The organism is Commensalibacter sp. M0355 (genome assembly GCF_016101365.1).
Classification (GTDB): Bacteria; Pseudomonadota; Alphaproteobacteria; order Acetobacterales; family Acetobacteraceae; genus Commensalibacter; species Commensalibacter melissae.
The window spans coordinates 22,447-48,565 of the sequence record NZ_JACFQQ010000007.1 but is presented as its reverse complement, the minus strand read 5'-3'; the positions used below and the strand labels follow the sequence as shown (position 1 = coordinate 48,565).

The following is a 26,119-nucleotide window of genomic DNA, read 5'->3' as shown; positions in this document are numbered from 1 at the left end:
TCGTCAGGCTCATAACCTGAAGGTCAGAGGTTCAAATCCTCTCCCCGCTCCCAATAACTTCCACTCAAAATTGCTATATCATCACTTAAACGAATTTTACTCGTTATATCAGTTTAAAATTTAATTTGATATTTATATATTGCTTGTTAATTGCTTTTAATTTGTAGGTCTGGTTCATTAAAAGAAATATTATTTTTCTGCAATGTCAATTCTATGAAAGGAGATTATGACACAAAAAAAAACTTACAATTCTATTAATCAGACTTGGTTTAAAATTCTTTTTTTGTTTCATTTTAGTTTTTTTTACAGTGTTTACTATTCTAAATGCGTTTTTTCACAGACTTATTCTGATCATGAAATTGATACATTAGACCAAAATGGTAAAAGTGTACCTTACGATTCAGATGGTGAATTATTTTTCCATAAATTAAATGAAAAGTTGGATCCTCATGGTGTGCAGTTTGCTTTAAGCTGGACAGGTGAAACAGCAGGTATTGTAAGGGGAGGACGTAGAAAGGGTGTCGATTATGCACATCAGATTGCTTTTTCAGTTGATATGGATTGGGAGAAAATTGCAGGTTTTAAAGGGTTTTCGACTCATGCGATGATTTTAAATCTAGCTGGGCGTAATGCCAGTTCCGATTATGTTGGGGATTCACAAATTCAGGCCCAGGAAATATATGGGGGTGGATATGACCGATTATTTCATATGAATTATATTTATATTGAACAACAGTTATGGAAAGATCAGGTTAATATTCGTGCAGGACGGTTAAGTGTTGGAAATGAATTTGCATCAAGTCCATTCGCATGTCAGTTTATGTTAATTGCAACTTGTGGTCAACCTAGGAGTATTCAGTCCCAACAAGGTTTCACACCCTGGCCTGGAACTGTTTGGGGGATTAGATTTTTATTTCATTTAACAAAACAAAGTTACTTTCAATTGGGTGCTTATGAAAGTTCTCCATGGGGAACCGGTAAAGGGGGTGTTGCAGGTTTTGACTGGAGTACGAATGCTGCAACAGGTGTTTTTATGCCAATTGAATACAGTTATAACCCTGAATTTGGTAAAGATAAGTTAACGGGATATTATCATATAGGTGCTGGTCTTGATACCAGTCGTTTTCAAACCTGGTCTGCACAGGCTGTAAATGGAAATAAAAAAGATCATCGCAGTCAATTTTGGGTTATGATGGATCAGATGATTTTTCGTAATGACCCCAAGAAAGATCATGGATTATATTTAATTTTGAATTATGGACATGATTCAACAACAACTTCTACATTTAAGGATCTTTATAATGTAGGTTTTATTAATAAGGGATTTTGGAAAAAAAGACCCTATGACCAAATAGGCTTCATGTTTACCTATTATACAGTGCCTAAGAGTTTAAAACATGCACAAAAATATCAAATGACGCAATTGTCTTCCCCTTTTAATGCAAAGGTTTTGTCATTATTGAATGGTGCACCCGCAGCACAGACAAATTCTGCTTTGTTTGAATTGAATTATGGTATTTCTGCTTATCGGGGTGTTATGGTCATGCCAGTTGTCGAATATTTTCATCATGTTGCTGCCACTAAAGCCTACAAAGATGCTTTTGTTATTGGATTAAAAACCAATATTAATTTTTAGAAAATTTATTCAGAGGTTTTTTGTTCAATCTATACTTATAAGATGTGAAATCCTTGTATCGTTTCATTATATTGTAAATTAGTGAATAAATAGGTAATAATTTGTAGTGCGTATTTTTATTTTCCCTTTTATATAATGTATAATTAATACAGTTTAAAATTTACTGAAAAAAGGTGGTTTTTCTTTAATGAAACAAAAAGGAAATAGATTGATTTTGGGGATAATTGGGGGATTGATGGTAAATTCAATGATTCCGTTCTTATCTTGTTTCGCACGTCACCACCATCATCACCATGTTCCCCCTCCAAAGACGGTTGAAAAAAAAGAAGATGAAAACACGCCGCAACAAACGATTAAAGACGCGGATTCCATTCCTTCAACCATCAGGCAAAAAATGCAGGAGAATCAAAGGGTTGAACATTATCAATCTTTAAAACAAGAAAACAAGCCCGCCTTGTTACTTCCCAATCATTATACAAGGGGTGATAAAGGCCATTTGAATGCTGAACAAGGTTGGGTGAACAGTAAACGTCAACGTGGTCATCATGATATTGGTATTAATGCACCGCTTCCTCAAACAGCGGATCCAACTCAAAATAAAACACGTAACGTTTTTCGTAGAGCAATGCCGATATATGAACCAAATTATTAAACGTTCATGAAACAATATTTAATTTTTCGGCAATTGCTTTTTTAGCCTGATTAATGGTTTCTTCAATGGGTTGTGTATTATTGTCAATATCAATAATGGGGGCACCATTATAGGTTAACTGTTGTAATGTTCCAATTTTTTTGATCATTGATTCAAGGCGATGATCAGGTTTTCTCTGTTGGGCTGTTTCAACGGTTACGTTTAGCCGTATAACCAGATCGGGTGTATGGTTGATCATCCAGTTATAAAGTGATCGTTCAAGCTTTGTGAGCAGGCGTGTTATGGACGACGCTGGGTTTTCTGTTGTCAGATCAGGTCCATCCAGTCCACCAATAACGGCAACTTGGGGAAATCGGTCAGTAAGAATGTAAAAGCCTTGCTTACGCAGTGAAAGCATCCTGTAAAAGCGATAAACGCGACGCAGAGACATTATGAATATTCCCAATGCCAATAATGCGTTCGGTCCTTCTTTTGATTTAGCCTGTTTATTGGTCTTGGTAATATTTTTATCAAGTTTTTTCCCTAGAAACGGAAGTTTAATCAGACGTCTTCTTATATTTCCCGTTTGTCTGCCCAAGTGGCATAATTTTGTAGGATGAATTGAATTCAACCAGCGTTCCAATTCCAGACAGACTGTTGTTTTGCCAGATCCGTCGCACCCAATAATAGCAATAATCGGTGGCGTAGAAGATTGTGTCATAAATTATATATCTCTTGGTTATTTGAATGGGATATCGTAATCTTTCTATATTTCAATAGATTACGGTCAAATTTGATTTGTTAGTCAATGAAAACTGTATTATAAGACAACCTTTCCTAGTCTGTTAGGTTGGAAATTACTTGGAATTTTTCAGTATAGAATCAGTAACTTAAAGCAAATCAGGCTTTGAGTTAAAACTTTTGTTCCAAAGATATCCATAATTATATACATAAATCTGTTATATTTTAGAAGATTATATATGCATAAAAAAAGATCAACTGAAAATCAGGGCCCATTAATTGCATTAGTCGGTTGTGATGGATCAGGAAAATCAACATTAAGTTTTGATCTTGCTGAAGCATTAAATCAAGGGCGACCTGCAAAGTGCTGCTATTTGGGCCAAGGATCAGGAAATATTGGTCGAAAGATCAGTCAATTCAGATTTGGGGGAAAAATACTTGGACGTATAATCGATAAGAAAGCGGGAACGGCTCGTACCAAGGGAAAAAAAATTCCTGGTGTTTTAACGGCCTTGGTTATTTTCTTTTTTTCCTGTGTTCGTTTTCTTAATTTTATAAAAATGTTGAAATTAAGAAAACAGGGGGTTTTGATTATTGCGGATCGCTATCCTCAGACAGATGTTGTAGGATTTTATGACGGACCCGGTTTGTCAGCTGCACATACGCAAAATCGTTTTATCCAGTTTCTTGTTAAAACAGAATACAGGCTTTATGATTACATGGCTTCTATAAAACCGGACTTGATAATTCGGTTGAACATTGATGTTGATACCGCATATCAACGTAAACAGGATCACGATTATAATTTGTTAAAAATCAAAGTGGAAGCCACTCAAAAATTGAAATTCAGAGGGGCACCAATTGTTGATATTGATGCTTCTTTGCCTTATAAAGAAGTTTATGAAACAGCTATGCGGGCAATTAGGAAAGTAGAAATTGCATATAGCGAAGGGAAAATAAGGAATTAATTGTTGTTCAATCATAAAATGCTATTTTTAATAGGTTTTATTTTTCTTTTATTTGCTGTTTTTTTATTCCTTTGCACAGATCTGGATCAGAAACTCAATGGTGTTTTGCTTTCTGATCATGACAGTAGCTTGATTTATTGGAATAGACTTGTATCTAAATCGGGTTCATTTGCGGTTGTTCTTCCCTTAAGCTTAATATTCATATTATGGGTCTGGATTCATCGTTCGCATCGAGACGCGGTTTGGCTGTTTGTAATCTTGATTTCAGCGCGTCTGGTTTTTCTTTTAATGAAAAATATAATTGTTAGAGCAAGGCCCGCTTTTCCATTTTCTCATATTCATGCGACAACCGCCAGTTTTCCAAGTGGACATGCAGTCAATGGACTGATGTTTGTGTTGATTATATTATACTGTTTAAGAAATTACAGTTTGGTTTGTTGGATATCATTGATATGGGTTTTTTTGGTGGGATGGTCGCGTTTGGCATTGGGAGCACATTGGATAAGTGATATACTGGCAGGATGGGGATGTGCGATCATGTGGTTTGCTTTTATGATGGGGATTAGAAATACTGTATTTGTTCAAAAATTGCTAGATTATATTTTATAATCAGGCAGGTTTTTACTGTATTAATTTTATAGCGGAAATATCGTGAATTTTAAATTTTTTACCAAGCCACAGAATATTATACAATTTGAGGGTTTCCATTTTTCTCGTTTTCAATGTGATCAGCTATATGAAATGATTTTGGTGGATGATGAAATTCACCTCAATGTTTCATTACCTGACAAACTTGTATTTGATTATACACAGGATCAACTGATTGACGGTTTTATGATTAGTCGTCAATTATGGGTGGAAGGGGTTATGGAACCCGCATTTATGAATATTTTGCATTCCTTGAGATACTCTTGCCATTTATCCAAGGAAAATAAAGCCGTTTACAAGAAGGTAAGGGCCAAATTCAAACATTTGTGCTATGCATATAGGGCTTTTGATGAACGCCATTGTAGACCGTACTGGCTTGGCAAGATGACGGGTTTATTAGGCAAATTACAGGATGGCTTCAAAAACAGGAAATCTCTCATTGTAAAACCAAGGGCGGTATTTCTGGATTATATTTGGCATGAAAAAGGGTTGTATTTATTAGAACGGGAAGTAAATTGCTTTTTTCCCTGCAACCTGAAAAGCTTTGTAAAATATTTTCGAAAAAGACTGGAAATTATTAAGAAAGAGCTTGAAACACATGTAACTATAACAGCTCATGAGTTTCATAACATGAGAAAAACAATCAGTATGATTGCAGCCACCTATGGTACTTTTGATGTTTTGTTTCCATCAGATTATCATCATCACACTTTTCAATATTTATCGACAATTAATGGTATGATGGGCGATTATCATGATGAATTGGTGGAAAAAAAATTGAATAAAATTCAAAATTACTATTTTGATCGATTTATGATACCTGAAGAAATTAAGAACAGGTTAAACACTTTTGCATGTCGTTTTATAGACGATAGTAATGATTTTTATTGATCTTGTTTTACTTTATTGAATGGATAATCAATTTTAAAATGAACCACCAAGCGTAAATGGATGCTGATGATGATGCTTCATTATCATCTAGTAGTCCATGAGCGGTATTATTACGAAGATTAAAGCCTATTGGATCAATAAATAAACTTTTAAATTCAAAAAGTAAATTTACATCTAAAATTTTTTCTATTTCAGGTGATTTTAAAAGAGTATTCAGGCTATTATATGTTTCAATATTATTTTTATCCAAATTGCTGGTACGAACTTTAATTTTTTTAAGTTGATCTCTTATAATATTTTCAACTTGCGGGCAAAGTAGATAAATAGCAGCTATAAAATCCTTTTGAAAACCTGACCACAGGGCGTTTGCTATGATTTTTTCCCGATTTTTAGGAACAATAGGAGATTTATGACAGATATTTTCAAAAATTTCTTTTGAAAATTTATCTTCTTTATGAAGTTGGTTCAGCCCTTCATTAATCAATGATATGTTTGTATAAATAATTAATCTATATTTTTCTTGTTTTTTTTCATTTAATTTATTTTCTTCATCGTCAGGTGAGATTTTTGCGATTATACGTCCATCATCACTTCTATAATCTTTTGTAAATAAATTAGAGAAAAAAAATTGATCTGATTCTTTTACAGCATTTTGAACAAGATCTTGATAATCAATTCTTAAACCGGTAAAATATTTGAGAGTTTCAATAGGATCTGTTTTGTTTGAAATATGTTGTACAAATCCTTGCACTGAATTTGTAATATTAATGGGGCCTATATATATTTTACGCATATTTGCTAACACTATTTGGTTAGATTCTTTTAATTTAGCGTAAAGGTTGTGTATTTTATTATCTACATCGTAATCGTTTCGATTTTTTTTAGGTATTTTATTATATGTTTGTAAAGCTTCCTCATAAATATAATAAGCGCTACAATTATTATTTTTATATCTAAAATCCCCATCATATTCATGATATTCGGCTATGTTGAAAAGAGATTTTATTTCATTTTCTTTATCGTGAAACTGTTTATATTTATTGTTTAGAAATGTTAAAATAATTATTGCTAAATGAAAATTATTTTCATTTTTAAGTTGAATTGCCTCTTGATATAAGTTAGGCATTACAATTTTTTTTAATACATCCTTATTTTTTGTTTTATCTATTAATTCTGCTAATATTAATATTAGTCCACTGTCATTTTCATTTTTAAAAACATCTGTCAATTTAGATAGTATTTTACCTAATCGATTATTGTCATTTATCTGTTGACACAAATAAATCGCACGTTCGTAGTATTTGTTCAAATCTTGGAACAGAAAACTTACATTTTTTTTGTTGTCAAAAGTGTAATAAGTGTATGAATCAATTGCGATTTGGGCATATTTATAATTTTTTGGTTCTTGAACAAGCCATAAAATATCGGCTATTCTTGCTTTTAACGATGGTTCAGGAATGTCATTTAATATAAGGCTTAAAAATTCAAGCTCTTCTTTTGTAAGATCTGAAGGTTCTTTAGTACGTCCTAGTATATTTGTAAAAAAAGCCCTAAAAGGTTTATCTTTATTATCAGCATCTAAATACATTAAAGAAATTTCCGCTAACAATTCAAAAATTTCATATTGTTCTTGCTGTCCAATATCTAGTTTTTCTTTTGCAATTTTTTTTAAACTGGAGTGAAGTTTATCGTAAAAAACAGGGTTTTGTTCCGGTTCATATTTCCAATTACATTCAAGAAATGCCTCTCGCGTTAGTTTTGGCGAACTTTTCATTTTTTTAAATTAAGGTTAAATTCGTTTCGAATAAAATATAATAAACGAAATGAAATTTAATGAAATTAAATTAAAATTGAAAAGAGATCAGTGTTTTGTGGCAAATCACTGCAAACTACTAAATAATATATATATAATTAATTTTTATGGTGCCCAAGGGCGGAATCGAACCACCGACACAGCGATTTTCAGTCGCTTGCTCTACCGACTGAGCTACTTGGGCATCTTGATATTCGCTTTCGGTATTTGACGCGAATCAATGTATACAAAGCATTTACCCTACATTGGGATCAGGATCAAGTCTTTCTTTTATGGAATTTAGCAATTCTTTTTCTTCCTCTTCATTTTGTGGAGGGGATGCAATGCGATAATCCTCGTAAAACCAACGACCTAGATCAATATCGGCGCATCGTTTAGAACAAAATGGTTTGAATTTTTCTTGGGCCGGTTTTTTACAGATAGGACAATGTAACGCAGGTTTATTCATAAGAAAAATCCCATTCTTGAGGTTTAAATGTTAAATCCGCTTTTAGTTGTAGCGATATAGAACATCGTCGTTCAAAATCTTTAATGGCATATTCATCCTTTAGTAATGCCTGATATAAATGGGGGTGAAGTTTCAATTTTAAAAGATGATAACGGTAATGGTGATTGACTGAATTGAATTCCAGCATGACCTTCGCAAGGATCTTAACAGCTTTTCCGTGATCCGAGGTTAACAGTTCATGAAGGGGTGGGCGTTTTCTCATTCGAACGATTTCGGCCAATCCCAGGTGCGTAAATCCCAATAATCGGGGGGATAATGGATCATTGGCCAATGCGTCATTGATGTCCTGTTGTAATAAACGTCTTTTTTTGATTGGCAGACCTATTAGATCAATAAAAATTGCACCTGATAGATTACGCAATTTTATTTGATGCAATAATGGTGGCAAAGCGATACGGTTTGCGTCAAATTGCGCCTTTATTTTTGTTTGATTTTCTTGGCTATGGCTTACACTATCCATATCAATAGCGACGAGAGCCGGGGTCGGGGTAATTGATGCTTGAATTCCTTTTGGTAATTTAACGGATGATTCCATTAATGTCTCAATCTGTTCCGATATAATGCTTGGACAGGAGGTCTGCGCAATTTGAACGCGATTATGCAACGAACTTGGTATGATATGAATAAGGTGCGGATCATCAATTATGATTGGTGAATTCCCCCAAAACCTTGAAAGATCTTCTAAAGGAGACGGTCCTTGCTGGATCAGATGTGTTTCAGTGCTTTTCTGGATATTGATGGATAGGTTTTTGGTATCCAAACGGACATTTTTTCCATTCTGGGCACTTCGTGAGACTTTGACAATTATTTTATCGCCATTGTGCAGATTTTTGGCACCTGCATTATCAGGCAAGAAACCGGATATGTTTTTACCCAGAAGAATAAAGGCTCCACCTAATGCAGGTAAATGGGCGGTAACCCGACCATAGTAAATGTCCCCGAAACCATCAGGAAATCCAGGATACCACAAGGCATAATCTAAGAGAGCGTCTTGATGGGTAACGGCAATATGTATTAGACCAGGCGCTGAAATAACCCAGATTTGAGGCATCAGGGGATTAATCCTTGACCGCGTATAAGCTGGGCTGTCTCAAATAATGGAAGACCGACAACATTACTGTAGCTCCCATTTATGGATTTGATAAAACTCGCGGCATAACCCTGAATGGCATAGGATCCAGCCTTGTCTTTCCATTCATCGGTTTCTAAATAAGAAAAGAGTTGTTTATCAGTCAATCGTGAAAAATGCACGATAGTACAGACAAGACGTGAGGAGATCCGTTGTGTCTTTGCATTATACAATATAACAGCTGTATAAACTCTATGTCTTCGACCAGACAGTAAACGTAATTGTTTTTCCGCGATTTTTACATCTTTCGTTTTATTTAAAATACGTCGTCCTGCTGCCGCAACCGTATCAGCGGCTAAAATCATGGGTGATTCAAGAGAGAGTTCTCTGCCAGCCGATAGTTTTTCCTGTGCAAGGCGCTGAACATACTGTCTGGGCAATTCTTTTTTTTGGGGCGTTTCATTAATTCGAGGATGAACGATTTTTTCAGGATTAATGCCGATTTGTTCAAGCAGTTGTAAACGTCTTGGTGATGCGGAGGCCAGTGTAATTGGAAAATCAGAATTTTCCATCAAGAAAGAGGAATGATGCATTATTATTTAAAGCGGAACGTGATGCGACCTTTGGTTAAATCATAAGGGGTCATTTCAACGCTTACACGATCACCCGCCAAAACACGAATACGGTTCTTGCGCATTTTACCGCTGGTGTGGGCCAAAATAACATGTTCATTATCCAATTTTACACGAAACATTGCGTTCGGCAAAAGTTCAGTAACAGTTCCGTTGAATTCGATCATATCTTCTTTAGACATTTTTAGTATATATATCCTTCAAGTTAAAACAATTAATTTTGTTCTTACCATAACGATGAATATTGAAAAATGTCCAGTTTTATTTATGCAAACTGTCCAAACGGGAGGAAATACTTAAGGCATGTGCGGTTAAACCCTCAGTTTTTGCTATGGCCACTGCAGCAGGTCCCACTTTTTCAATACCCTTTTCATCGCTTTTAAGGAAAGTCGTTCGTTTAAGAAAATTAAAAACCGATAATCCGGATGAAAAACGTGCAGTACGACTGGTTGGCAAAACATGATTGGGACCGCCAACATAATCTCCAATTGCCTCAGGACACCATTTTCCAATGAATATTGTGCCGGCATGCTTGATTTTGCTGAATAGGTCATCTGGATTTTCAAGCATGAGCTCCAGATGTTCAGGGGCAATCCGGTTGATAAGGGGAATGGCTTCTTCCCAGGATTTTACAACAAGAATAGCACCATGATTTTTCCAGCTTGTTTTCGCTATTTCTTTTCGTGAAAGACTTTTCAATTGTTCATTGACAGCTTGCGAAACTTGATGGGCAAATTCCTCATTATCAGTAATAAAGATTGATTGTGCCATGGTATCATGTTCCGCTTGTGCCAAAAGATCCAGGGCGATATGCGTTGGATTATTATGCCGGTCAGCAACAATCACAACCTCGGAGGGGCCTGCGACGCTATCAATTCCGACCAAACCGAAAACCTGTCTTTTTGCTTCGGCGACATAGGCATTGCCAGGACCAACAATATAGTCAACGGACTCAATGGTTTGTGTCCCGAAGGTCAGGGCGGCAATGGCTTGTGCTCCACCAACACGGTAAATTTCGGTAACACCTGCCCTATAAGCCGCAGCCAAGACGAGGGGGTTTAAATGGCCATCCGGGGTCGGGACACACATTGCCAACCGTTTGACTCCAGCAACCTTGGCCGGGATAGCATTCATTAAAACGGATGAAGGATAGGCAGCGGTACCTCCTGGAACATATAATCCGGCGGAATCCATGGCATTCCAGCGATACCCAAGATTAAATCCACAATCATCCCGGTAATCAAGATCGGGAGGCAATTGTTTTTCATGGAATTTTTGAATTCGTTGGGCGGCTAGATCAAGTGCATCAAGCAATTCCGGATCAATTTTCTTGCAGGCTTGCTTTATTTCCTGTTCTGTGATCCGTAATTCCGTGGGAGACAGTAACAAACGGTCAAAGCGTTTGGTATATTCACAAAGTGCATCATCGCCATCATTTTTTACAGCCTGTAGAATCTCTGTTACGGGTTTTGTTGCTTGTGAAGTGTCTGCTGTTCGCGCGGCAAGAAGATTACAGAAAAATGTTTTAAAATCCGGTTGATTTGTTGATATGATTTTCATGATATATCTTCATTGTTTGGAAGGGTGACAAGTTGGCGAAACCGTTCAATTAATGCATTAACGCGGGCAGATTGTGTTTTTAAGGCGGTGCGATTGATGATGAGACGGCTGGAGATTTGTGTAATCGTTTTAATTTCCTGTAGACCATTGGCCCTTAGGGTTGATCCTGTATCGACAAGATCCACAATCAAGCTGGATAATTTCAAGACAGGCGCAAGTTCCATGGCACCATGCAAATTAATGATATCTGCTTGCACGCCTTTACTGGCAAAATAACTTTGGGTGATATTCGGATATTTGGTTGCAACACTTATCTGTGACCAACGCGCGGGGTCTTCCAGATTTTTATTTTTTGTATCCGCTAATTGCGCGATAGATAAACGACAGCGTCCTATATTGAGATCAAGAGGTGCATAAATATCCGAATAATCAAATTCCATCAGGACATCGGAACCACAAACACCCAGAGAAGCCGTGCCAAAAGCTACAAATGTTGCGACATCGAAAGAACGGACGCGGATAATGTCAAGTCCAGGGTCATTTGTCTTAAAGCGAAGAAGGCGGCTGTCTTTATCAAAGAAAGCGGGTTCTGGTATAATATTGGCTGTTTCAAGAAGAGGGAGACAATCCTTTAGTATCCTTCCTTTAGGAAGGGCTAAAATAAGAGGGTTTGATTTCACGCCAGGTACAGACATTTAAAGTGTAAGCAAAAGTGGATCTGATTATAATAAAATTGTTAAATAATTTAAGGTTTAACTATAATCAGATCATTGGTATAAAACAAGTTCTCTTCTATGAGGAATGAAAATATTATTTAGTCTTGATTCTTTCAATTTGAGCACCGCAGGCAGACAGTTTTTGATCGACTGCTTCATAACCGCGGTCTAGATGATAAATCCTGTTCAGGCTTGTTTCTCCGGCTGCGGCCAGACCGGCTAGGATTAACGAAAACGAAGCCCGTAGATCCGTTGCCATAACAGGCGCGCCGGATAGGGAATGAACACCACGAATAATTGCTGAAGAACCATGAACATTGATTCTTGCACCCATACGGTTCAGTTCTGGGACATGCATGAAACGGTTTTCAAAAATTGTTTCCGTAATCATGCTCGCTCCTTCAGAAATTGAGAGAAGGGCCATGAATTGGGCCTGCATATCCGTCGGAAAACCTGGATAGGGTTCTGTCATGATATCAATGCCTCTTAAATCACCCGTGCGCCGGACAAGAATGGCGTTTTTTTCCGGAAACACCTCTACCCCAGCCTCTTCCAACGCATGAATAACAGATCCCATGGCATGAATGTCGGCTCCGATCAGGCGCAGTTCTCCACCTGTAATACCGGCTGCACAGGCATAGGTACCGCATTCAATTCGATCAAACAGGATGGAATGTTCCGCGCCATGTAAATGATCCACGCCATCAATGATCAGATGATTTGTTCCTTTACCCTCTATTTTTGCACCCATCGCGATCAAGCAGTCGATAAGATCGCAGATTTCAGGTTCACGGGCTGCATTCAGCAGTTCCGTTCTGCCTTTGGCAAGGCAGGCAGCCATGATTGTATTTTCTGTAGCGCCAACAGAAACAAATGGAAATACAAAGCGACCACCACGTAATCCCTTGGGTGCAGTTGCAATAACATATCCCTGATCAATTTCGATTTCAGCGCCCAAGGCTTTGAGTGCATCCAGATGAAGATTAACAGGACGGGTTCCGATTGCACATCCTCCCGGCAGGGAGACCTTGGCCTTACCACAACGAGCTAGGATGGGCCCTAGAACAAGGATAGAGGCTCGCATTTTCGAAACGATATTGTAGGGAGCTTCGGTGTTTGCAATATCCCCTTGAAAAGTGATATGATGTAGATCCTTGTCATTATAAGTGATAGTAAGACCATGTTGTTGCAGAAGTGCGCACATGGTACGTATATCAACAATACTTGGAACATTTTGCAGTGATAAAGGTTCAGGGGTAAGCAAGGCGCATGCCATGATTGGCAAAGCTGCGTTTTTTGCGCCCCCAATGACGATATCACCATATAAGGGTCTGCCCCCACGGATTAAAAAGCGATCCATTCTTTTTTTTTCATTTATAAGCGAGGGGTAGCGACACCCATCTGTTTCATGTATTTGCCATTTTTATCGGCATAACTGACTTCACAAGGTTCACTGCCCTTGAGGAAAAGAAGCTGGCAGATTCCTTCATTCGCGTAAATTTTGGCAGGAAGGGGAGTGGTATTACTGATTTCAATCGTAACCTGTCCTTCCCATTCAGGTTCCAGCGGAGTGACATTTACAATTATGCCGCAGCGTGCATATGTTGATTTTCCTAGACAGATGACCAAGATATTTTTTGGAATACGAAAATATTCCACGGTTCTGGCCAGAGCAAAGCTGTTGGGCGGAATCACGCATACATCTGTTTTACGGGTTACAAAGCTGCTTGGCGTAAAATTTTTAGGATCTACAATGGCATTGTCGACATCTGTAAAGATTTTGAATTCATCTGCAACACGGGCGTCATATCCGTAAGATGATACACCATAAGAAATTATTCCCTGACGATGCTGTTTATCAGCAAAAGGTTCAATCATTTCTTTTTCTTTAGCCATCTGTTTAATCCAGCGATCAGGCATAATTGGCATAAAGCTACTCCCTACCCTTTATATCTTTGCGTTTTAATTAAATAAATTTGAAATGATAAACAAGTATTTTGTAAACAAACCTTTACAAAAATTATTTTACGTCAGTGGTTCTCGCTCTTTTCTTTCACGCTGTTGCTGTTTTCTGCGTTTTAGATTCTCGCGTAACGCCGCGGCTTCCTTGTCGCGACGTTGAGTTATAGAATCTTTCAAAATTATTTTTTTTGGCTCACTATTCATAATGAATCAATTTACCTAATTTTTTGAAAGAATCAACAAAGCTTATTTTAAATGTTGGACTGCAAAAGCCGCAGCCGCTCCTAAAAGTCCTGGTTGTGGATAGGTAAGAATTTCAACAGGGATATCAGCCAGCATTCTTTCAAAGCGACCCTTATCAACAAACCGTTCTGCAAAACCCGAATGGGGAAGATAATCGGCTAGAAGAAGACCGATGCCACCACTAATTACAACACGGTTGGCCAATTGTACCAGAGCCATGTCGGAGCAGAAAGTTCCCAAATTCAGACAAAACCGTTCCAGTGCAGCCGTGGCAAGATGGTCGGTACCCTTTAATGCGGCCTCCCATAGATTGCTATCGCTGTGATGGGTAACAGGCAGTCCGGCATTTGCGCCAAGCGCATCATAGATATTGCCCAATCCGGGACCAGAAATGATCCGTTCTGCGGAAACCCTGCGATAATGTTGTTTCAGGTACCGTAAAATACTGATTTCGATATTGTCACAAGGGGCATAAGAGGAATGTCCGCCTTCACTTGGAATAACGGTATATTTGTCTGTATCAAATGCAAGAGAAGCCACTCCCAGTCCTGTTCCAGGACCGACAACTGTGGTTATTCCTTGAGGACTTTCTTTTCTTCTTGGACCACAAACATGTTTAAGATGGTCCTCTTGACAGTTGGCGATCGCATGTCCGATTGCTTCAAAATCATTTATCAGAACAAGCTTTTCCAGATTTAGCTGTTGGGGAATAAGGGCGGGCCGAATGATCCATGGACTGTTTGAAAATTTGAGAATATCACCTCGAATCGGACAGGCAATTGCCATGGAGGCTTGTTTAGGCAAAGGACGGCCAACCTTTTGTCCAAAGGCATCCCATGCAAGTTGCAAAGTTGCATAATCTGCTGTTTTTAAAATGGTTTCGCTGTCAATGGTAACGACCTGTCCATTTTGTATCTTGGCAATTGCAAAACGTGCATTTGTCCCTCCGATATCTGCAACGACAATTTCAATGGGAGCATCAACAGGAGTGGAGTTATTCTTGGAGTTGGACATAATAAAAATCTCCATTTAAGAGGATTAAAACAAATAATATTAACAATATTTTTGTTCACATAAATTTGAATTTAATTTAAGGATTTTTAATATTTTTTTCAACTTTTTGTTAAATTCGTTAAGGCATTTTTTGGGTAAAGATTAAAAACAATCTCTTTAGATTATTGCGAAGCGGTTGTGCTCGGTAAGGTTAAGTTAATCTCTGGATGTGTTGTTATTATAAGCTGCATAGCTTGATTGACTTGTTTCAGGGATAAAGATTGCGATGAAATGGGTGTGATCAGACGAGCCTTACGTACAGTAACAAGATTATTCACAAATTTTTGTCGGTTTTCCAAATCTATTGTCGCGGAATAATAGCAGTTTTCCTGATCTCTTTTCTGAAGAATGAGATTGATGCCCTGTTTTTCTGTTTTATCATTCAGGTAGAAAATAATTCCCGTATTTGGCCAAAGTGGCGTTACGGCATTGAGTGTGATTTTTTCAGCTGAAAAGGAAATATATAAGATTGGTGCAGCTCGGGACATTCTCTCATTCCACCAGGCAAGTGTCGGTGGATTAGATTGGGGATAATATAACCATTCCCCAAATTTTATGTTTTCGCTGGTTTGCTGGGTTATTTTTTGTGTTTTCAGAGTTTCAGAATATGTTGTCACAGAATAGGATGTTGTAAATAAACTCACACCCAGAACAAATAATTGACATGTTTTTGATAAAGAAATCATGGAATACGTTACCCTTCATAAATTAATTCTAGAGTAAAGGTTTAAAACCGAAGTTTAAAGCAAAAACTATGATTTGTTCTGGTTTACATAAATTAAATTTGATCTTTCATCATGGATTGAGCCTTTTGCAAATCCTCTTGGACCTTTTCTTTCAACTTGGGAACGCTTCCTTTAGGACTCATGATGCATAGTCGCCAATTTTTATTTTTATCATGTTGGTCAGGGTCACCGCTTCCCCAGCACCAGCCTTTATCTTTCATCTTTTTTAAATAATCGTTACGTGTTGTACACACTGATTTTCTGGTTGGACTATTTAATGGTTCTGAGGCATGATCAATACATTTTTTGACATAATAATCAGCCTGTTGAAAAAGAGGTATTAAATCTGGAGACATCCCGTCAGGAGGGGTAACAGGTTCAGGATTTGTTTTTCTTGTGACTAGGGGAGGGGGGGCTTTCAGATTTTTTTCCTTGATTACATTCATGAAAGAATTCAATGCAGATCGTTCACCATTCATGTCAATTGGAATTGAGGTTGAAATCGAAAGATTCAAAATCATTGGTGAACTGTGTTGCAAAGCATTAATGAATTTTGTGATGTTATCTGTGTAGATAGCGGTAGAATAGGTTACCCAGCCATTATGATCCCTTGTCTTGTTTAGGGTCACGGAAACTTCCCTGATGTTCCAGGTTATGTAAGAAAGCTTGAATTCCCGATAAGTATTTTTTTTGGCTGTTACATCAAGGGTTATTCTGTGTTCGAAAGGTGTAATATATAAATTTAAATTGGAAGTTGAATTTCTGTTCCAGTTAAGGGAGGCATGATTTTTACCGACAATCACATTCCAGTCATGAAAATCTTTTTCTTTAATGATGGAATGAATTTCCTCATTTTTAATTGTGGAAGGATAAGTTTTAGGATCAGGGGAGGATGAGGTCGTTGAAATATTGGCAAATGTTGAGAGTGGAAAAAAAGTTAAAAGGTAAAATAATTTACGCATTGGAATACCTGATTGCCTCGAAAAAGAATTAATTGCATTATAATATGAAAGTGGTAAAGCAAAGCAAAGAATATTTTTATTAAATAATGTTTTATAACTTCCATTATTTTATTACAAGTAAGGAACAGTAAGATATAATTCGTATTTTTTCTAAATTGTATTCTGTAAGGATGGTATTGTTAAAGTGAAAGCAAAAAGTTTAAAAGATCTGGCGGCACGTTCCCCAGTGACTGAAAATTTATATAATCAGCATGGCTGTAACGATGTCATGACGGCATTTAATATCGCTAATCACTTACATTTATACGGTTTTTTAGAAGAGGCAGCAGCTTTTTATCAAGAGGCGATTAATTATCGTAAATTAGAAGCCGAAGCACATCCACGCGAAGCTATATTATTGCAGGTTAAACTGTTGTGTTTGGTAAAGGCCGGTATAGCTCTGGATGAAAAAGATTGCCAAAGGTTGCACGAGCTTTCCCCATCCTTGATGAATTATATTAGGGGTGTTGAAGAATATAGATGCGGAAAAATTGATGCTTTACAGGCGATAAAGAAAATTGATCATACTTTTGAACAATTTCATACAGGTGAAGAAATTGATGCTATTAACGTTGGTTTAATTCATGATGCATTGAAATCTGATATTTTCCCTGAGAGAATGGTTAAGAATAAGATTCCTCAATCTATTTTTTTTTACTGGGATCAGAATTTACCGGAGGATGTTAAGGAAAACATTCAGTATCATCAGAATTTTCAGCATTTTAAAGTAGAGGTTTTTGACAGGGATAGGGCTTGTGAATGGTTATATGGCTATTACGGACGTGATGCCAGGGAACTTTTTCTAAAATCCAGACATCCTGCAGAGGCTGCGGATATTTTGCGCGTTCATGTCATTAATCTATTGGGTGGGTTTTGGGTAGATGCGGATTTGAAAATTGTTTCTGAAAATCAGTTTATTGAAATGATTCCGGCAAATTATGATGCAGTTTTTTTTCTGACTGAGGGAAATTTTGTTCATAATGATCTTTTTGGAGCCCAACCGCATAACGTTTTTTTAGAAGATTGTTTGTTGTCTATCTATCACAATTGTTATAAATATGATGGTTTATTTATTTCTTATAAAACAGGTCCGGGTGTTTTTATGAGAGCATTAAATAGAATTTATTCGCGTTGTATAAAAGAAAGAAAATTGAAATATCCTTCTTTGAAAATTATGGATTCTTCATTTTTTTCCAAATTAACTGAACAATATCCAGTTGCATACAAACAAAAAGGGACCTGGAGTTCAGTTTGATAGTCAATAGTGGTCTCATATTTGAAATATTAAGCAATTTTAGAATTGAATATATAATTAAGGTAAAGTTAAAATTATGACTGATAATATGAATTTGGATGTTGGTTATGAGGAGATTTTATCTGTTTGTCCCCAAGCTTTGGATGTTTTCAAACATCATGGGGCAAAAGATTTAAATCCCTTGTTTGATATTGCAAACATTCTCTCGACAAATCATTTTTATTCCGAGGCAGCTTTTTTCTATAAAATAGCGTTTGATACCCACTCCAAAAGTCCAACCCAATATCCATTGGCTCATGTTTTACTTATGGCCCGTCAGGTTGCTTTACTGAAAGCAAGTCTGCCTTTAAAGCAGGAAGAACTTGAACAGTTAAAAAATCTATGTATTCCTTTATATAATTTTGTGGTTGGATGGAAACAATATAGAGAAAACAATGATGCTTTTAATGCCATTCGAATTATGCAAAATTGTTATGAGGAATTTCATACCGGTGAGGAAGCCGATACAATCTATCTTACAATTATGATGAATATCTTTAATCCCGCATCATCGATAGGAATTAAAAATAGAGAAGTGGGTAGGGCCGATTTTAGTGTTATTCCCAATAATTTATTTTTATATTGGGATCAGAATCCTCCGGAGGAAATAAGTAATAATTTTAAATTTCTAAAAGAACTTGGTCATTTTAACCTAAAAATTTTTGATAAGGTGGAAGCAACAGAGTGGTTATATCAAAATTACGGTGTTGAAGCACGGCAAATCTTTCTTTCTGCTCGTCATCCAGCTGAAGCGGCGGATTTTTTAAGAGTTCACGTTATTAATTATTATGGTGGCTGGTGGCTGGATGCTGATATTCAGATTCAATCTGTTGAAAAATTTTACTCAATAACTCCTGCTATTTATGATCATGTATTCTTTCTAACGCATAATAATGTAGTTCATAATGACTTTTTTGGTTCTGTTGCGAAAAGTCCTATTCTAGAAGAATGTATGTTGAGTCTTTACCGGAATAGTTATTTGCATCAGGGTTTATTCATTGCTTACAAGACAGGCCCAGGAGTGTTCGCGCGTGCACTGAACCGTCATTTTTATCGTGCTTTGCGTGGAGAGGCAAAATATCCATCCTGTATATTATTGGATCATCAAAAATTTGCCGAGGTTATAAGGGAGTTTGATACACCTTATAAAGGAACAACTACAAGCTGGATGGCTGTTTGAAGAATAGCTGATTGTTTATTAAAATTCAATGACAATGGGGGCGTGGTCAGAAGGTTGGGTTTTGGCTCGTTCCTCTTTATCAATCCAGCAATTTTTTAATTGTTCAGTTATTTTTGCTGACAATAGAACATGGTCAATTCGAAGACCTGCATTTCGTTGCCATGCAGCTTTGGTGTAATCCCAAAAACTATATTCGATTGTATCAGGATGGAGAATGCGAAATGCATCCGACAGACCCAACCATAAAAGCGTATAAAAACCTTTTCGGCTTTCCGGACGGATCAATGCGTCATCGGAAGAAAGTATATTGGTGGTTAAATCACTGTCGGTGGGGCAAATGTTGAAATCACCTGCAAAAATACAGTTTTGTTTGTCGTTCAATAAGGATTGGGCATGTTTGATTAATGCATTGATAAAATCCATTTTGAATTGAAATCCCTCTTCGCCGCCGGAATTACCATTTGGCAAATATAGATTGCAGAGATGAATGTCTCGACTCTCAATCTCGAGATATCGAGCATGGTCTTTTGTATTCTGTAGATCAGGTAAATCCGTATGAAGCAATTTATAGGGATGGCGGCTTAAGGTGGCAACCCCGTTATAGGCTTTTTGTCCATGTACGATAACATGATAGCCTAAGGCTTTAAAACTTTCCGATGGAAACTGTGCGTTCTGGCATTTGATTTCCTGTAAAAAGAGCCAGTCAGGTTGTTCTTTTTGAAGCCATTTTTGAACATGGGAAAGTCTTTGGCGAATAGAGTTAACATTCCAGCTAGCAATCTTCATCAGGATAATCCTTGGTATGAAAAGATACAAATTGAATTCCAGTCAAATTAATCTCATTATATCTTGATGGCAAGGGTGGACAGATGATCCTTTTCGTCTCTAAGCTTTGATTTTTTGTGATTGGAAAAAATAAAATTCCGCATGATTGGATTATGTAAAATCGAGAGTGCTGTATTTTAATCTAACACATATATGATTGTAGTCATTGAATTTTGGTCGTATTTTAAAATAAATTGAGAGCTATATACCATTACAATTTTATAATGATATAATTAGAATAATAAATGATCAGGATAATTTAAATTGATTATGTTGGATAAATTTAGGCGTGGCAATCATGAATTTAGCACCTTATGCCGTTCAGGAAAAAACAGCTCGGGGACGATTTTATCCTGAAACGGAGGCACAAGGTCGTAACCCATGGCAAAGAGATCGGGATCGTGTAATCCATTCTACAGCTTTTCGTGTATTGCAATATAAGACGCAGGTTTTTATCAATCACGAGGGTGATTTTTTTCGAACTCGTTTGACGCATTCGTTAGAGGTTGCGCAAATTGCCTGTTCTGTTGCTCGCGCTTTGAAATTAAATGTGGATTTGACAGAATGTTTGGCGCTGGCACATGATTTGGGACATTCACCTTTTGGACATGCTGGAGAAAGGGCTCTGGCAAAGATGATGCAGGATTATAACGGTTTCAGTCATAATGACCAGTCATTAAGACAGGTAACGTTATTGGAGCAACAATATATTGCCTTTAATGGACTCAATTTAACTTGGGAAAGCTTAGAGGGATTAGCCAAACATAATGGGCCGGTTGACAATCCCGACCCTTATTTAGAACGGATTAATCGGTCATATCCCTTGGATTTGTTCAATTATGCATCAGCGGAAGCCCAAATAGCATCAATTTCCGATGATATTGCCTATCATAGCCATGATTTGGATGATGGTTTACGTGCGGGATTGATAGAATTTAAAGATTTGGAAGATCTTCCCGTTGTTGGAGAGGCTTTATATGAAGTAAGAAAACAAATGGAGCAATGTAAATTTAAGGATAGTCTTCAAAAGCGTTTGAGATATGAAGTAATAAGACGGGTTATCGATTGTCTGGTTCGTGATTTGAAAAAACAGACTGCTGATAACTTAAGCGGTTTGAACCCGAAGACGCCAGAGGATATCAGAAATTGTACATATGGGATCGTGCAATTTAGTCCTAAAATTATGGAAGGCAATCAAAAAATTCGTAAATTCTTGTATCAGAATTTATATTCGCATTGGCGTGTCAATCGTATGAGTCGAAAGGGGGAATTGTTGGTTCAGCATTTATTCGAGATTTTATCTGAAAATGTTGATTTGTTACCCAAAAAATGGCAAATACGTGCCTTGGAGGCAGGAAAAAGAAAACAGAAATCAGGTATTTTACGGGTTATTACGGATTATATTGCTGGTATGACAGATCGTTATGCAATAGAAGAGTATCAAAGACTGACCGATTTATCTATTTTGTCGTAAAAATCTAAATAATTTGTTGGATGGTTCAAAGTCTTGTTTAGGGTATGGTCAATTTTATTTTCAGTATTACTGAATAATTGGGTATGGATAAGGTGTTTATAAAGAAAGATAATTTTTGTATGGCTGAGCAGAATTTATATGTTTCCTTTTATCATTGTGTTATAAAGGCCTTGCGACAAATTTTACCTGATTTGTCAGAAGATTTGATAAAAAGAATTGAATTGACACCTACACGTGATGTTTCACATGGGGATATGGCGACGAATGCAGCCTTGATTACGGCAAAAATTGCCAAGCGTCGGCCACAGGAAATTGCCAAGGAATTGGCTGAACGCCTTCAATCTGTTTCTGGTATTGAAAAGGCTGAACCTGCTGGGCCGGGATTTGTGAATTTGAAATTGGCCCCTTCTGTTTTTCAAAATCTTGTTTCAACGATTTTGCAGATACAGGAAGCGTATGGAAACAGTCAAATTGGAAATAATATCAAAACCAACATTGAATATGTATCTGCCAATCCGACAGGGCCAATGCATGTAGGTCACTGTCGTGGCGCGGTCGTTGGGGATGTGTTGGCCAATTTGATGGCTAAGGCTGGTTTTGACGTTACCAAGGAATATTATATCAATGATGCGGGTAATCAGGTTGTTGCATTAACATGGGCAGCCTATTGGCGTTATGTTCAGGTTCTTGAAGGAGATTGTTCCCCGACTGATTTTGAAGAGCGTTACAAGGCGTACATGCCAACTGGTTTACAATACCAAGGAGATTATCTTATTCCAGTTGGACAGGATCTTGCTCAGCAATATGGTAAGACATTATTGAAGGGCATAGAACAAAAACCGTTTCCAGCATGGTTTGAAAAAGTTAAACAGTGCGTTTTGACTCACATGATGCATGATATCCGCCAAGATCTGAAAGCTTTAGGTGTTTTGCAGGAAGAATTCATCTCAGAACGTGCAATTCTTGAATCTGGTATAGCCGATCAGGCAATTCGGATATTGGAAAAAAAGGGACTGGTGTATACAGGTATACTGGAGCCTCCCAAAGGGAAATTGCCAGATGATTGGGAGGCTCGTCCACAAACACTTTTTAAATCAACGGCTTATGGTGACGACGTGGATCGTCCCTTACGGAAATCTGATGGCAGTGCAACATATTTTGCTAATGATATAGGTTATCATTATGATAAAATAAAAAGAGGTTATCAGATTCTATTGGATGTATGGGGTGCAGATCACGGTGGATATGTTTCCCGTATGAATGCGGCAGTAAAAGCTCTAAGTCCAGTGGATGTGTCAACTGATTTTGAAGTTATTTTATGTCAGATCGTTCGAGTTGTTCGTAATGGTGAGGTTGTAAGGATGTCCAAACGGGCAGGCACTTTTGTAACATTACGCGATCTGATCGATGAAGTTGGAAAAGATGCGGTGCGGTTTACCATGTTAACACGTAAATCTGATGCGCAAATGAATTTCGATCTTGAACAGGTTGTTGCTCAAACCCGTGACAATCCTGTTTTTTATGTTCAATATGCGCATGCAAGATGCCGTTCCGTTTTGCGTTCTGCTGAAGAGATTTTTGGTCAAGAGCGATTAACGGCCTCCGATCTGGCAAAAGCGGATCTGTCCAATATCAGAAATGAAGAGGAATTAGCGGTTATGCGGCGACTTGCACAATGGCCCCGTACAGTTGAAAGTGCCGCCTTGATGCGTGAACCACATCGTATTGCCTATTATTTGATGGAGCTTGCATCAGATTTTCATGCATTGTGGAATGCCGGACGGGATGATGCGACTTTACGCTTTATCCAAAAAGGTGATGTTCATGGCACGTTGGCCAGAATGGCGTTGATTGAAGCTATTGCAAGTGTAATTCGTTCTGCTATGCAGGTCTTGGGAATAGAACCAGTTGAGGAAATGAGATGATGGATCAAAATTCACCTGAACCACCTAGAAAAAGATCATTTTTTGATGATGATTCCATGGACGCCTCTCGTTCGGGTCAGGGCAGAGAGAATATGATACGTGGACAAGACCCGCGTATGAATCCTGCCCGTGAAGATGATGGACGATTGTCTCCACGTCAAAATCGTCCTGATCCAATTGGCAGGGAAAGAATGGCATCACGTTATCATGAAGAAGACGATGAAGAAGACGAATATGATGAGGACTATGATCGTCGCGGACAGCCACGTTTCGCATTTATGCAGAATTTATTTCATGGAGATTCCTCGACACGTCGATTAGCCTATGCCGCAGCGGGAATTGGCGGTATTTTATTGCTTTTCATTGGAGGGTGGATGATGTCTCATGCAGGACATCAGGGTATTCCCGTTTTTGAACCGCCTCAAATTGCTGCCAAGGAAAAACCTTTACCGGAAAACAACACAGAAACTATTGGTATGGATAAGGCTGAAGGTCAAATGGAAGCGAATGGAAAACCTGTTCTTGCACCTGGACCTGAACAGGCTGACCCATCGGCATTAGCTGCACAATATGGAACAGGCAATTCAACAGCCTCTAATAATCAGACTCCCGCAGTGACCAATGTGAATGGCAATGTTATGGATAATGGAGTATCGTCTCCCAATAATGTACCTTTGGTTGCAGCACCATCGACGGCAACGTCATCAATGGGTAATGACTTGCCAGAGAATAAAAACAATAGGCAGGCACAATCAAAGGAAGATGAGGGTAATGTCTCAGATGAACAATCGGATGAGGCAGAAAAATCTGTTGCGCCTGTTCCTTCAAAAAAACCTATTCGGCATCATCGTCAAGATAACGGTAAAAAAGTCCCTTCTGTAAAATTGGAAGAAAAACGCGTAGGAAATGGTCATTTTATTGTGCAGCTGGCTGCATTAGGGTCAAATGCTGCAGCACAAAAACAATGGCAGGTCATGCGCAAAAAAGCCCCAGAGTTATTGGGGCAATATTCTCCCACCATTCAAAAGGCTAATGTTAAGGGTAATACGATTTATCGAATAAGAATTAAGGGTTTTACCTCCAAGACTCAGGCAAATAGTTTTTGTAGCCAATTGAAAACGAAAAGTCTTTCTTGCACGTTGGCCAATTTTTAATCTGGTTTTCATAAATCTGGTATAATAATGCGGCAATCGGATCTTGTTCATGAGACGGAAATGGAAAATCATTCTTCTTCATGGAATGATGAGACTTTCATTGTTCGGCTTGATGGATTTGAAGGGCCGTTGGATATGTTGTTGCAATTGGCTAAAACCCAAAAAGTTGATTTAACTCAGATATCAATTTTGCCACTGGTTGAGCAATATCTACAAATTATTGAATCTGCAAAAAAAATAAGATTGGAGTTGGCAGCCGACTGGTTGGTTATGGCGAGTTGGTTGGCATGGTTGAAATCATGTCTGTTATTGCCGCAAAAAACTGATCATTTTGGCGATACTGAACAGGCGGTTGATTTACTTCAAGAACGTTTGCAAGGGCTGGAACAAATCAATAAAGCGGCATTGTGGATGCAGGAGCGACCTTTATTGGGGAGCGAGGTTTTTGCCAGGGGATATTATGAAGATCTTACTTCAGTGGATTCCTCTGGATTGATATTGGATAGTGCACGTTTTATTGACGCATATATTCGGATATTCCATCGTAAAAATAAAAAAAGGGAGTGGCGAATTCGATCGTTTCATTTTTGGACGGTCAAAGATGCTCTAAATCGTTTGAAACGTTTACTCAAATCTCATCATGTACCTGGATGGCATGCGTTGGATGCTTTTCTACCCTGTTGGGAGGCGGTTAATAAAAAGGATCAATCACCCGTCCAACAACAGCAACAATGGAAAGCTGCCTGGTGCGGAATGTTACTGGCCGGATTGGAACTGGCAAAGCTTGGTGAAATAAAGCTTGATCAGCAAGAGCAGTTTGGTCAAATTCGATTGCAATCACGAAATGAAAGTCAATCCTATCATAAAAATTTGGAAGCGGAATGAAAACGGACTTGGAAGATTTAAAAGGGTTGATCGAAGCATATATATTTTCGCAAACGGAACCTGTTTCAGAACAATCAATTGAATCTTTGCTGGAAAAAAATTCAATAAATTTAAATCCTGAAGGAAAGGCAACTGTTAGCATCCTTGACATTATTCATTCACTTCAAGAGGATTATGCGTATCGTGGCATTCGTTTATGTAAAGTTGCCGGTGGATGGCAATTTCGGACAGCTCAGGAATGGACGGCATATCTGGTAAAAATCATTGCCAGGCCAAAGCGTTTATCTCGCGCAACAATGGAAACCTTGGCCGTCGTTGCTTATCATCAGCCTTGCACTCGGACAGATATCGAAAAAATTCGAGGGGTCGGTTTAAGCCAAACTGTTTTGGAAACTTTATTGGAATATGGTCTTATCAAACCTTGTGGACATAAATCTGTACCAGGACGACCAACTTTATGGAAAACATCCAAAGAATTTTTAACTTATTTGGGGTTAAATGATTTAAATGATTTGCCAAAAAAAGAGGAGTTATTTGGAGATATTCCGTACCATTCTTTAAATGATGAATAAATAAGTGGTAATA

27 protein-coding genes and 1 tRNA gene are annotated in these 26,119 nt (G+C 37.7%); 12 read left to right on the top strand and 16 right to left on the bottom strand.

Annotated elements, in window-relative coordinates; translation table 11 throughout:
* Positions 1 to 226 precede the first annotated feature (226 nt).
* Both H3T44_RS08870 and H3T44_RS08865 read left to right on the top strand, forming a co-directional pair.
* Positions 227 to 1,636 (top strand): carbohydrate porin, encoded by a 1,410-nt coding sequence (locus H3T44_RS08870; protein WP_122122953.1) that lies wholly within the window; start codon positions 227 to 229, stop codon positions 1,634 to 1,636.
* 187 nt (positions 1,637 to 1,823) lie between these two features.
* On the top strand, positions 1,824 to 2,288 hold the full coding sequence (locus tag H3T44_RS08865; protein WP_110439338.1) for a hypothetical protein: 465 nt from the start codon (positions 1,824 to 1,826) through the stop codon (positions 2,286 to 2,288).
* Between the two features lie 4 nt (positions 2,289 to 2,292).
* Here the strand turns inward: H3T44_RS08865 and H3T44_RS08860 are convergent, their stop codons facing one another.
* Entirely contained in the window at positions 2,293 to 2,988 is a 696-nt protein-coding gene (locus H3T44_RS08860; RefSeq protein ID WP_122122955.1) for a nucleoside triphosphate hydrolase, read from the bottom strand.
* Between the two features lie 259 nt (positions 2,989 to 3,247).
* Between H3T44_RS08860 and H3T44_RS08855 the strand changes: the two genes are divergently transcribed.
* The 3 genes from H3T44_RS08855 to H3T44_RS08845 are packed head-to-tail and all read left to right on the top strand — an operon-like array spanning position 3,248 to position 5,515.
* A complete protein-coding gene (locus tag H3T44_RS08855; RefSeq protein ID WP_196424200.1) occupies positions 3,248 to 3,976 on the top strand; it encodes a hypothetical protein in 729 nt (242 codons plus the stop codon).
* Positions 3,977 to 3,979: 3 nt separating this feature from the next.
* Positions 3,980 to 4,585, top strand: coding sequence for a phosphatase PAP2 family protein (locus tag H3T44_RS08850; protein ID WP_110439340.1), 606 nt, complete (start codon positions 3,980 to 3,982; stop codon positions 4,583 to 4,585).
* Positions 4,586 to 4,627: 42 nt separating this feature from the next.
* A complete protein-coding gene (locus tag H3T44_RS08845) occupies positions 4,628 to 5,515 on the top strand; it encodes a hypothetical protein (protein WP_198196915.1) in 888 nt (295 codons plus the stop codon).
* A gap of 7 nt (positions 5,516 to 5,522) precedes the next feature.
* On the opposite strand, the gene H3T44_RS08840 is transcribed toward H3T44_RS08845, so the two are convergent.
* From H3T44_RS08840 to H3T44_RS08775, 14 genes are all read right to left on the bottom strand, one after another.
* On the bottom strand, positions 5,523 to 7,289 hold the full coding sequence (locus H3T44_RS08840) for a DUF4209 domain-containing protein (protein ID WP_198196916.1): 1,767 nt from the start codon (positions 7,287 to 7,289) through the stop codon (positions 5,523 to 5,525).
* 147 nt (positions 7,290 to 7,436) lie between these two features.
* Positions 7,437 to 7,512: transfer RNA gene (locus H3T44_RS08835), tRNA-Phe, on the bottom strand.
* A gap of 51 nt (positions 7,513 to 7,563) precedes the next feature.
* Positions 7,564 to 7,776, bottom strand: coding sequence for a DNA gyrase inhibitor YacG (locus H3T44_RS08830; protein ID WP_155566314.1), 213 nt, complete (start codon positions 7,774 to 7,776; stop codon positions 7,564 to 7,566).
* Positions 7,769 to 8,887, bottom strand: coding sequence for a ribonuclease E/G (locus tag H3T44_RS08825; RefSeq protein ID WP_198196917.1), 1,119 nt, complete (start codon positions 8,885 to 8,887; stop codon positions 7,769 to 7,771). Before H3T44_RS08825 ends, H3T44_RS08830 begins: the two co-directional genes overlap by 8 nt.
* Positions 8,887 to 9,498, bottom strand: coding sequence for a nucleoside triphosphate pyrophosphatase (locus H3T44_RS08820; protein ID WP_122122961.1), 612 nt, complete (start codon positions 9,496 to 9,498; stop codon positions 8,887 to 8,889). Before H3T44_RS08820 ends, H3T44_RS08825 begins: the two co-directional genes overlap by 1 nt.
* A 2-nt stretch (positions 9,499 to 9,500) precedes the next feature.
* Positions 9,501 to 9,719, bottom strand: a complete 219-nt coding sequence (gene infA / locus H3T44_RS08815) for a translation initiation factor IF-1 (RefSeq protein ID WP_110439346.1) — start codon at positions 9,717 to 9,719, stop codon at positions 9,501 to 9,503.
* A gap of 79 nt (positions 9,720 to 9,798) precedes the next feature.
* Positions 9,799 to 11,097 (bottom strand): histidinol dehydrogenase, encoded by a 1,299-nt coding sequence (hisD, locus tag H3T44_RS08810; RefSeq protein ID WP_198196918.1) that lies wholly within the window; start codon positions 11,095 to 11,097, stop codon positions 9,799 to 9,801.
* Positions 11,094 to 11,792 (bottom strand): ATP phosphoribosyltransferase, encoded by a 699-nt coding sequence (gene hisG / locus H3T44_RS08805; protein WP_198196919.1) that lies wholly within the window; start codon positions 11,790 to 11,792, stop codon positions 11,094 to 11,096. Before hisG ends, hisD begins: the two co-directional genes overlap by 4 nt.
* Before the next feature lie 115 nt (positions 11,793 to 11,907).
* Positions 11,908 to 13,173 carry a UDP-N-acetylglucosamine 1-carboxyvinyltransferase gene (gene murA, locus H3T44_RS08800; RefSeq protein WP_198196920.1) on the bottom strand — a complete coding sequence of 422 codons (1,266 nt, stop codon included), beginning with the start codon at positions 13,171 to 13,173 and terminating at the stop codon, positions 11,908 to 11,910.
* Positions 13,174 to 13,187: 14 nt separating this feature from the next.
* Positions 13,188 to 13,742 carry a dCTP deaminase gene (gene dcd, locus H3T44_RS08795; protein ID WP_198196921.1) on the bottom strand — a complete coding sequence of 185 codons (555 nt, stop codon included), beginning with the start codon at positions 13,740 to 13,742 and terminating at the stop codon, positions 13,188 to 13,190.
* Positions 13,743 to 13,838: 96 nt separating this feature from the next.
* A complete protein-coding gene (locus tag H3T44_RS08790) occupies positions 13,839 to 13,979 on the bottom strand; it encodes a hypothetical protein (RefSeq protein ID WP_162988518.1) in 141 nt (46 codons plus the stop codon).
* Between the two features lie 42 nt (positions 13,980 to 14,021).
* Positions 14,022 to 15,032, bottom strand: a complete 1,011-nt coding sequence (gene glk, locus H3T44_RS08785; protein WP_198185390.1) for a glucokinase — start codon at positions 15,030 to 15,032, stop codon at positions 14,022 to 14,024.
* Between the two features lie 161 nt (positions 15,033 to 15,193).
* Entirely contained in the window at positions 15,194 to 15,757 is a 564-nt protein-coding gene (locus H3T44_RS08780; RefSeq protein WP_198196922.1) for a hypothetical protein, read from the bottom strand.
* 92 nt (positions 15,758 to 15,849) lie between these two features.
* Complete coding sequence (locus H3T44_RS08775) at positions 15,850 to 16,758, bottom strand: hypothetical protein (protein ID WP_198196923.1); 909 nt, start codon at positions 16,756 to 16,758, stop codon at positions 15,850 to 15,852.
* Between the two features lie 184 nt (positions 16,759 to 16,942).
* Here H3T44_RS08775 and H3T44_RS08770 point away from each other — a divergent pair, with 184 nt between their 5' ends.
* Both H3T44_RS08770 and H3T44_RS08765 read left to right on the top strand, forming a co-directional pair.
* Positions 16,943 to 18,052 (top strand): hypothetical protein, encoded by a 1,110-nt coding sequence (locus tag H3T44_RS08770; RefSeq protein ID WP_198196924.1) that lies wholly within the window; start codon positions 16,943 to 16,945, stop codon positions 18,050 to 18,052.
* Positions 18,053 to 18,128: 76 nt separating this feature from the next.
* Positions 18,129 to 19,271, top strand: a complete 1,143-nt coding sequence (locus tag H3T44_RS08765; protein ID WP_198196925.1) for a hypothetical protein — start codon at positions 18,129 to 18,131, stop codon at positions 19,269 to 19,271.
* An 18-nt stretch (positions 19,272 to 19,289) separates the two neighbouring features.
* Here the strand turns inward: H3T44_RS08765 and xth are convergent, their stop codons facing one another.
* Positions 19,290 to 20,057, bottom strand: coding sequence for an exodeoxyribonuclease III (xth, locus tag H3T44_RS08760; protein WP_110439356.1), 768 nt, complete (start codon positions 20,055 to 20,057; stop codon positions 19,290 to 19,292).
* 337 nt (positions 20,058 to 20,394) lie between these two features.
* Here xth and H3T44_RS08755 point away from each other — a divergent pair, with 337 nt between their 5' ends.
* The 5 genes from H3T44_RS08755 to scpB all read left to right on the top strand — a co-directional run bounded on the left by H3T44_RS08755 (position 20,395) and on the right by scpB (position 26,106).
* A complete protein-coding gene (locus H3T44_RS08755) occupies positions 20,395 to 21,570 on the top strand; it encodes a deoxyguanosinetriphosphate triphosphohydrolase (protein WP_198196926.1) in 1,176 nt (391 codons plus the stop codon).
* A gap of 119 nt (positions 21,571 to 21,689) precedes the next feature.
* Positions 21,690 to 23,495, top strand: a complete 1,806-nt coding sequence (gene argS, locus H3T44_RS08750) for an arginine--tRNA ligase (protein WP_198196927.1) — start codon at positions 21,690 to 21,692, stop codon at positions 23,493 to 23,495.
* Positions 23,492 to 24,649 (top strand): SPOR domain-containing protein, encoded by a 1,158-nt coding sequence (locus tag H3T44_RS08745; RefSeq protein ID WP_198196928.1) that lies wholly within the window; start codon positions 23,492 to 23,494, stop codon positions 24,647 to 24,649. Before argS ends, H3T44_RS08745 begins: the two co-directional genes overlap by 4 nt.
* A gap of 27 nt (positions 24,650 to 24,676) precedes the next feature.
* Positions 24,677 to 25,534, top strand: a complete 858-nt coding sequence (locus H3T44_RS08740; protein ID WP_231504047.1) for a ScpA family protein — start codon at positions 24,677 to 24,679, stop codon at positions 25,532 to 25,534.
* On the top strand, positions 25,531 to 26,106 hold the full coding sequence (gene scpB, locus H3T44_RS08735; RefSeq protein ID WP_110439360.1) for an SMC-Scp complex subunit ScpB: 576 nt from the start codon (positions 25,531 to 25,533) through the stop codon (positions 26,104 to 26,106). Before H3T44_RS08740 ends, scpB begins: the two co-directional genes overlap by 4 nt.
* Positions 26,107 to 26,119: the final 13 nt, after the last annotated feature.

Excerpts from the sequence above, each read along its gene's own strand:
- H3T44_RS08870 (WP_122122953.1), top strand. The coding sequence starts at position 227 with ATGACACAAAAAAAAACTTACAATTCTATTAATCAGACTTGGTTTAAA.
- H3T44_RS08865 (WP_110439338.1), top strand. The coding sequence starts at position 1,824 with ATGAAACAAAAAGGAAATAGATTGATTTTGGGGATAATTGGGGGATTG.
- H3T44_RS08860 (WP_122122955.1), bottom strand. The coding sequence starts at position 2,988 with ATGACACAATCTTCTACGCCACCGATTATTGCTATTATTGGGTGCGAC.
- H3T44_RS08855 (WP_196424200.1), top strand. The coding sequence starts at position 3,248 with ATGCATAAAAAAAGATCAACTGAAAATCAGGGCCCATTAATTGCATTA.
- H3T44_RS08840 (WP_198196916.1), bottom strand. The coding sequence starts at position 7,289 with ATGAAAAGTTCGCCAAAACTAACGCGAGAGGCATTTCTTGAATGTAAT.
- H3T44_RS08830 (WP_155566314.1), bottom strand. The coding sequence starts at position 7,776 with ATGAATAAACCTGCGTTACATTGTCCTATCTGTAAAAAACCGGCCCAA.
- H3T44_RS08825 (WP_198196917.1), bottom strand. The coding sequence starts at position 8,887 with ATGCCTCAAATCTGGGTTATTTCAGCGCCTGGTCTAATACATATTGCC.
- H3T44_RS08820 (WP_122122961.1), bottom strand. The coding sequence starts at position 9,498 with ATGCATCATTCCTCTTTCTTGATGGAAAATTCTGATTTTCCAATTACA.
- infA (WP_110439346.1), bottom strand. The coding sequence starts at position 9,719 with ATGTCTAAAGAAGATATGATCGAATTCAACGGAACTGTTACTGAACTT.
- hisD (WP_198196918.1), bottom strand. The coding sequence starts at position 11,097 with ATGAAAATCATATCAACAAATCAACCGGATTTTAAAACATTTTTCTGT.
- hisG (WP_198196919.1), bottom strand. The coding sequence starts at position 11,792 with ATGTCTGTACCTGGCGTGAAATCAAACCCTCTTATTTTAGCCCTTCCT.
- murA (WP_198196920.1), bottom strand. The coding sequence starts at position 13,173 with ATGGATCGCTTTTTAATCCGTGGGGGCAGACCCTTATATGGTGATATC.
- dcd (WP_198196921.1), bottom strand. The coding sequence starts at position 13,742 with ATGCCAATTATGCCTGATCGCTGGATTAAACAGATGGCTAAAGAAAAA.
- H3T44_RS08790 (WP_162988518.1), bottom strand. The coding sequence starts at position 13,979 with ATGAATAGTGAGCCAAAAAAAATAATTTTGAAAGATTCTATAACTCAA.
- glk (WP_198185390.1), bottom strand. The coding sequence starts at position 15,032 with ATGTCCAACTCCAAGAATAACTCCACTCCTGTTGATGCTCCCATTGAA.
- H3T44_RS08780 (WP_198196922.1), bottom strand. The coding sequence starts at position 15,757 with ATGATTTCTTTATCAAAAACATGTCAATTATTTGTTCTGGGTGTGAGT.
- H3T44_RS08775 (WP_198196923.1), bottom strand. The coding sequence starts at position 16,758 with ATGCGTAAATTATTTTACCTTTTAACTTTTTTTCCACTCTCAACATTT.
- H3T44_RS08765 (WP_198196925.1), top strand. The coding sequence starts at position 18,129 with ATGACTGATAATATGAATTTGGATGTTGGTTATGAGGAGATTTTATCT.
- xth (WP_110439356.1), bottom strand. The coding sequence starts at position 20,057 with ATGAAGATTGCTAGCTGGAATGTTAACTCTATTCGCCAAAGACTTTCC.
- H3T44_RS08755 (WP_198196926.1), top strand. The coding sequence starts at position 20,395 with ATGAATTTAGCACCTTATGCCGTTCAGGAAAAAACAGCTCGGGGACGA.
- argS (WP_198196927.1), top strand. The coding sequence starts at position 21,690 with ATGGCTGAGCAGAATTTATATGTTTCCTTTTATCATTGTGTTATAAAG.
- H3T44_RS08745 (WP_198196928.1), top strand. The coding sequence starts at position 23,492 with ATGATGGATCAAAATTCACCTGAACCACCTAGAAAAAGATCATTTTTT.
- H3T44_RS08740 (WP_231504047.1), top strand. The coding sequence starts at position 24,677 with ATGCGGCAATCGGATCTTGTTCATGAGACGGAAATGGAAAATCATTCT.
- scpB (WP_110439360.1), top strand. The coding sequence starts at position 25,531 with ATGAAAACGGACTTGGAAGATTTAAAAGGGTTGATCGAAGCATATATA.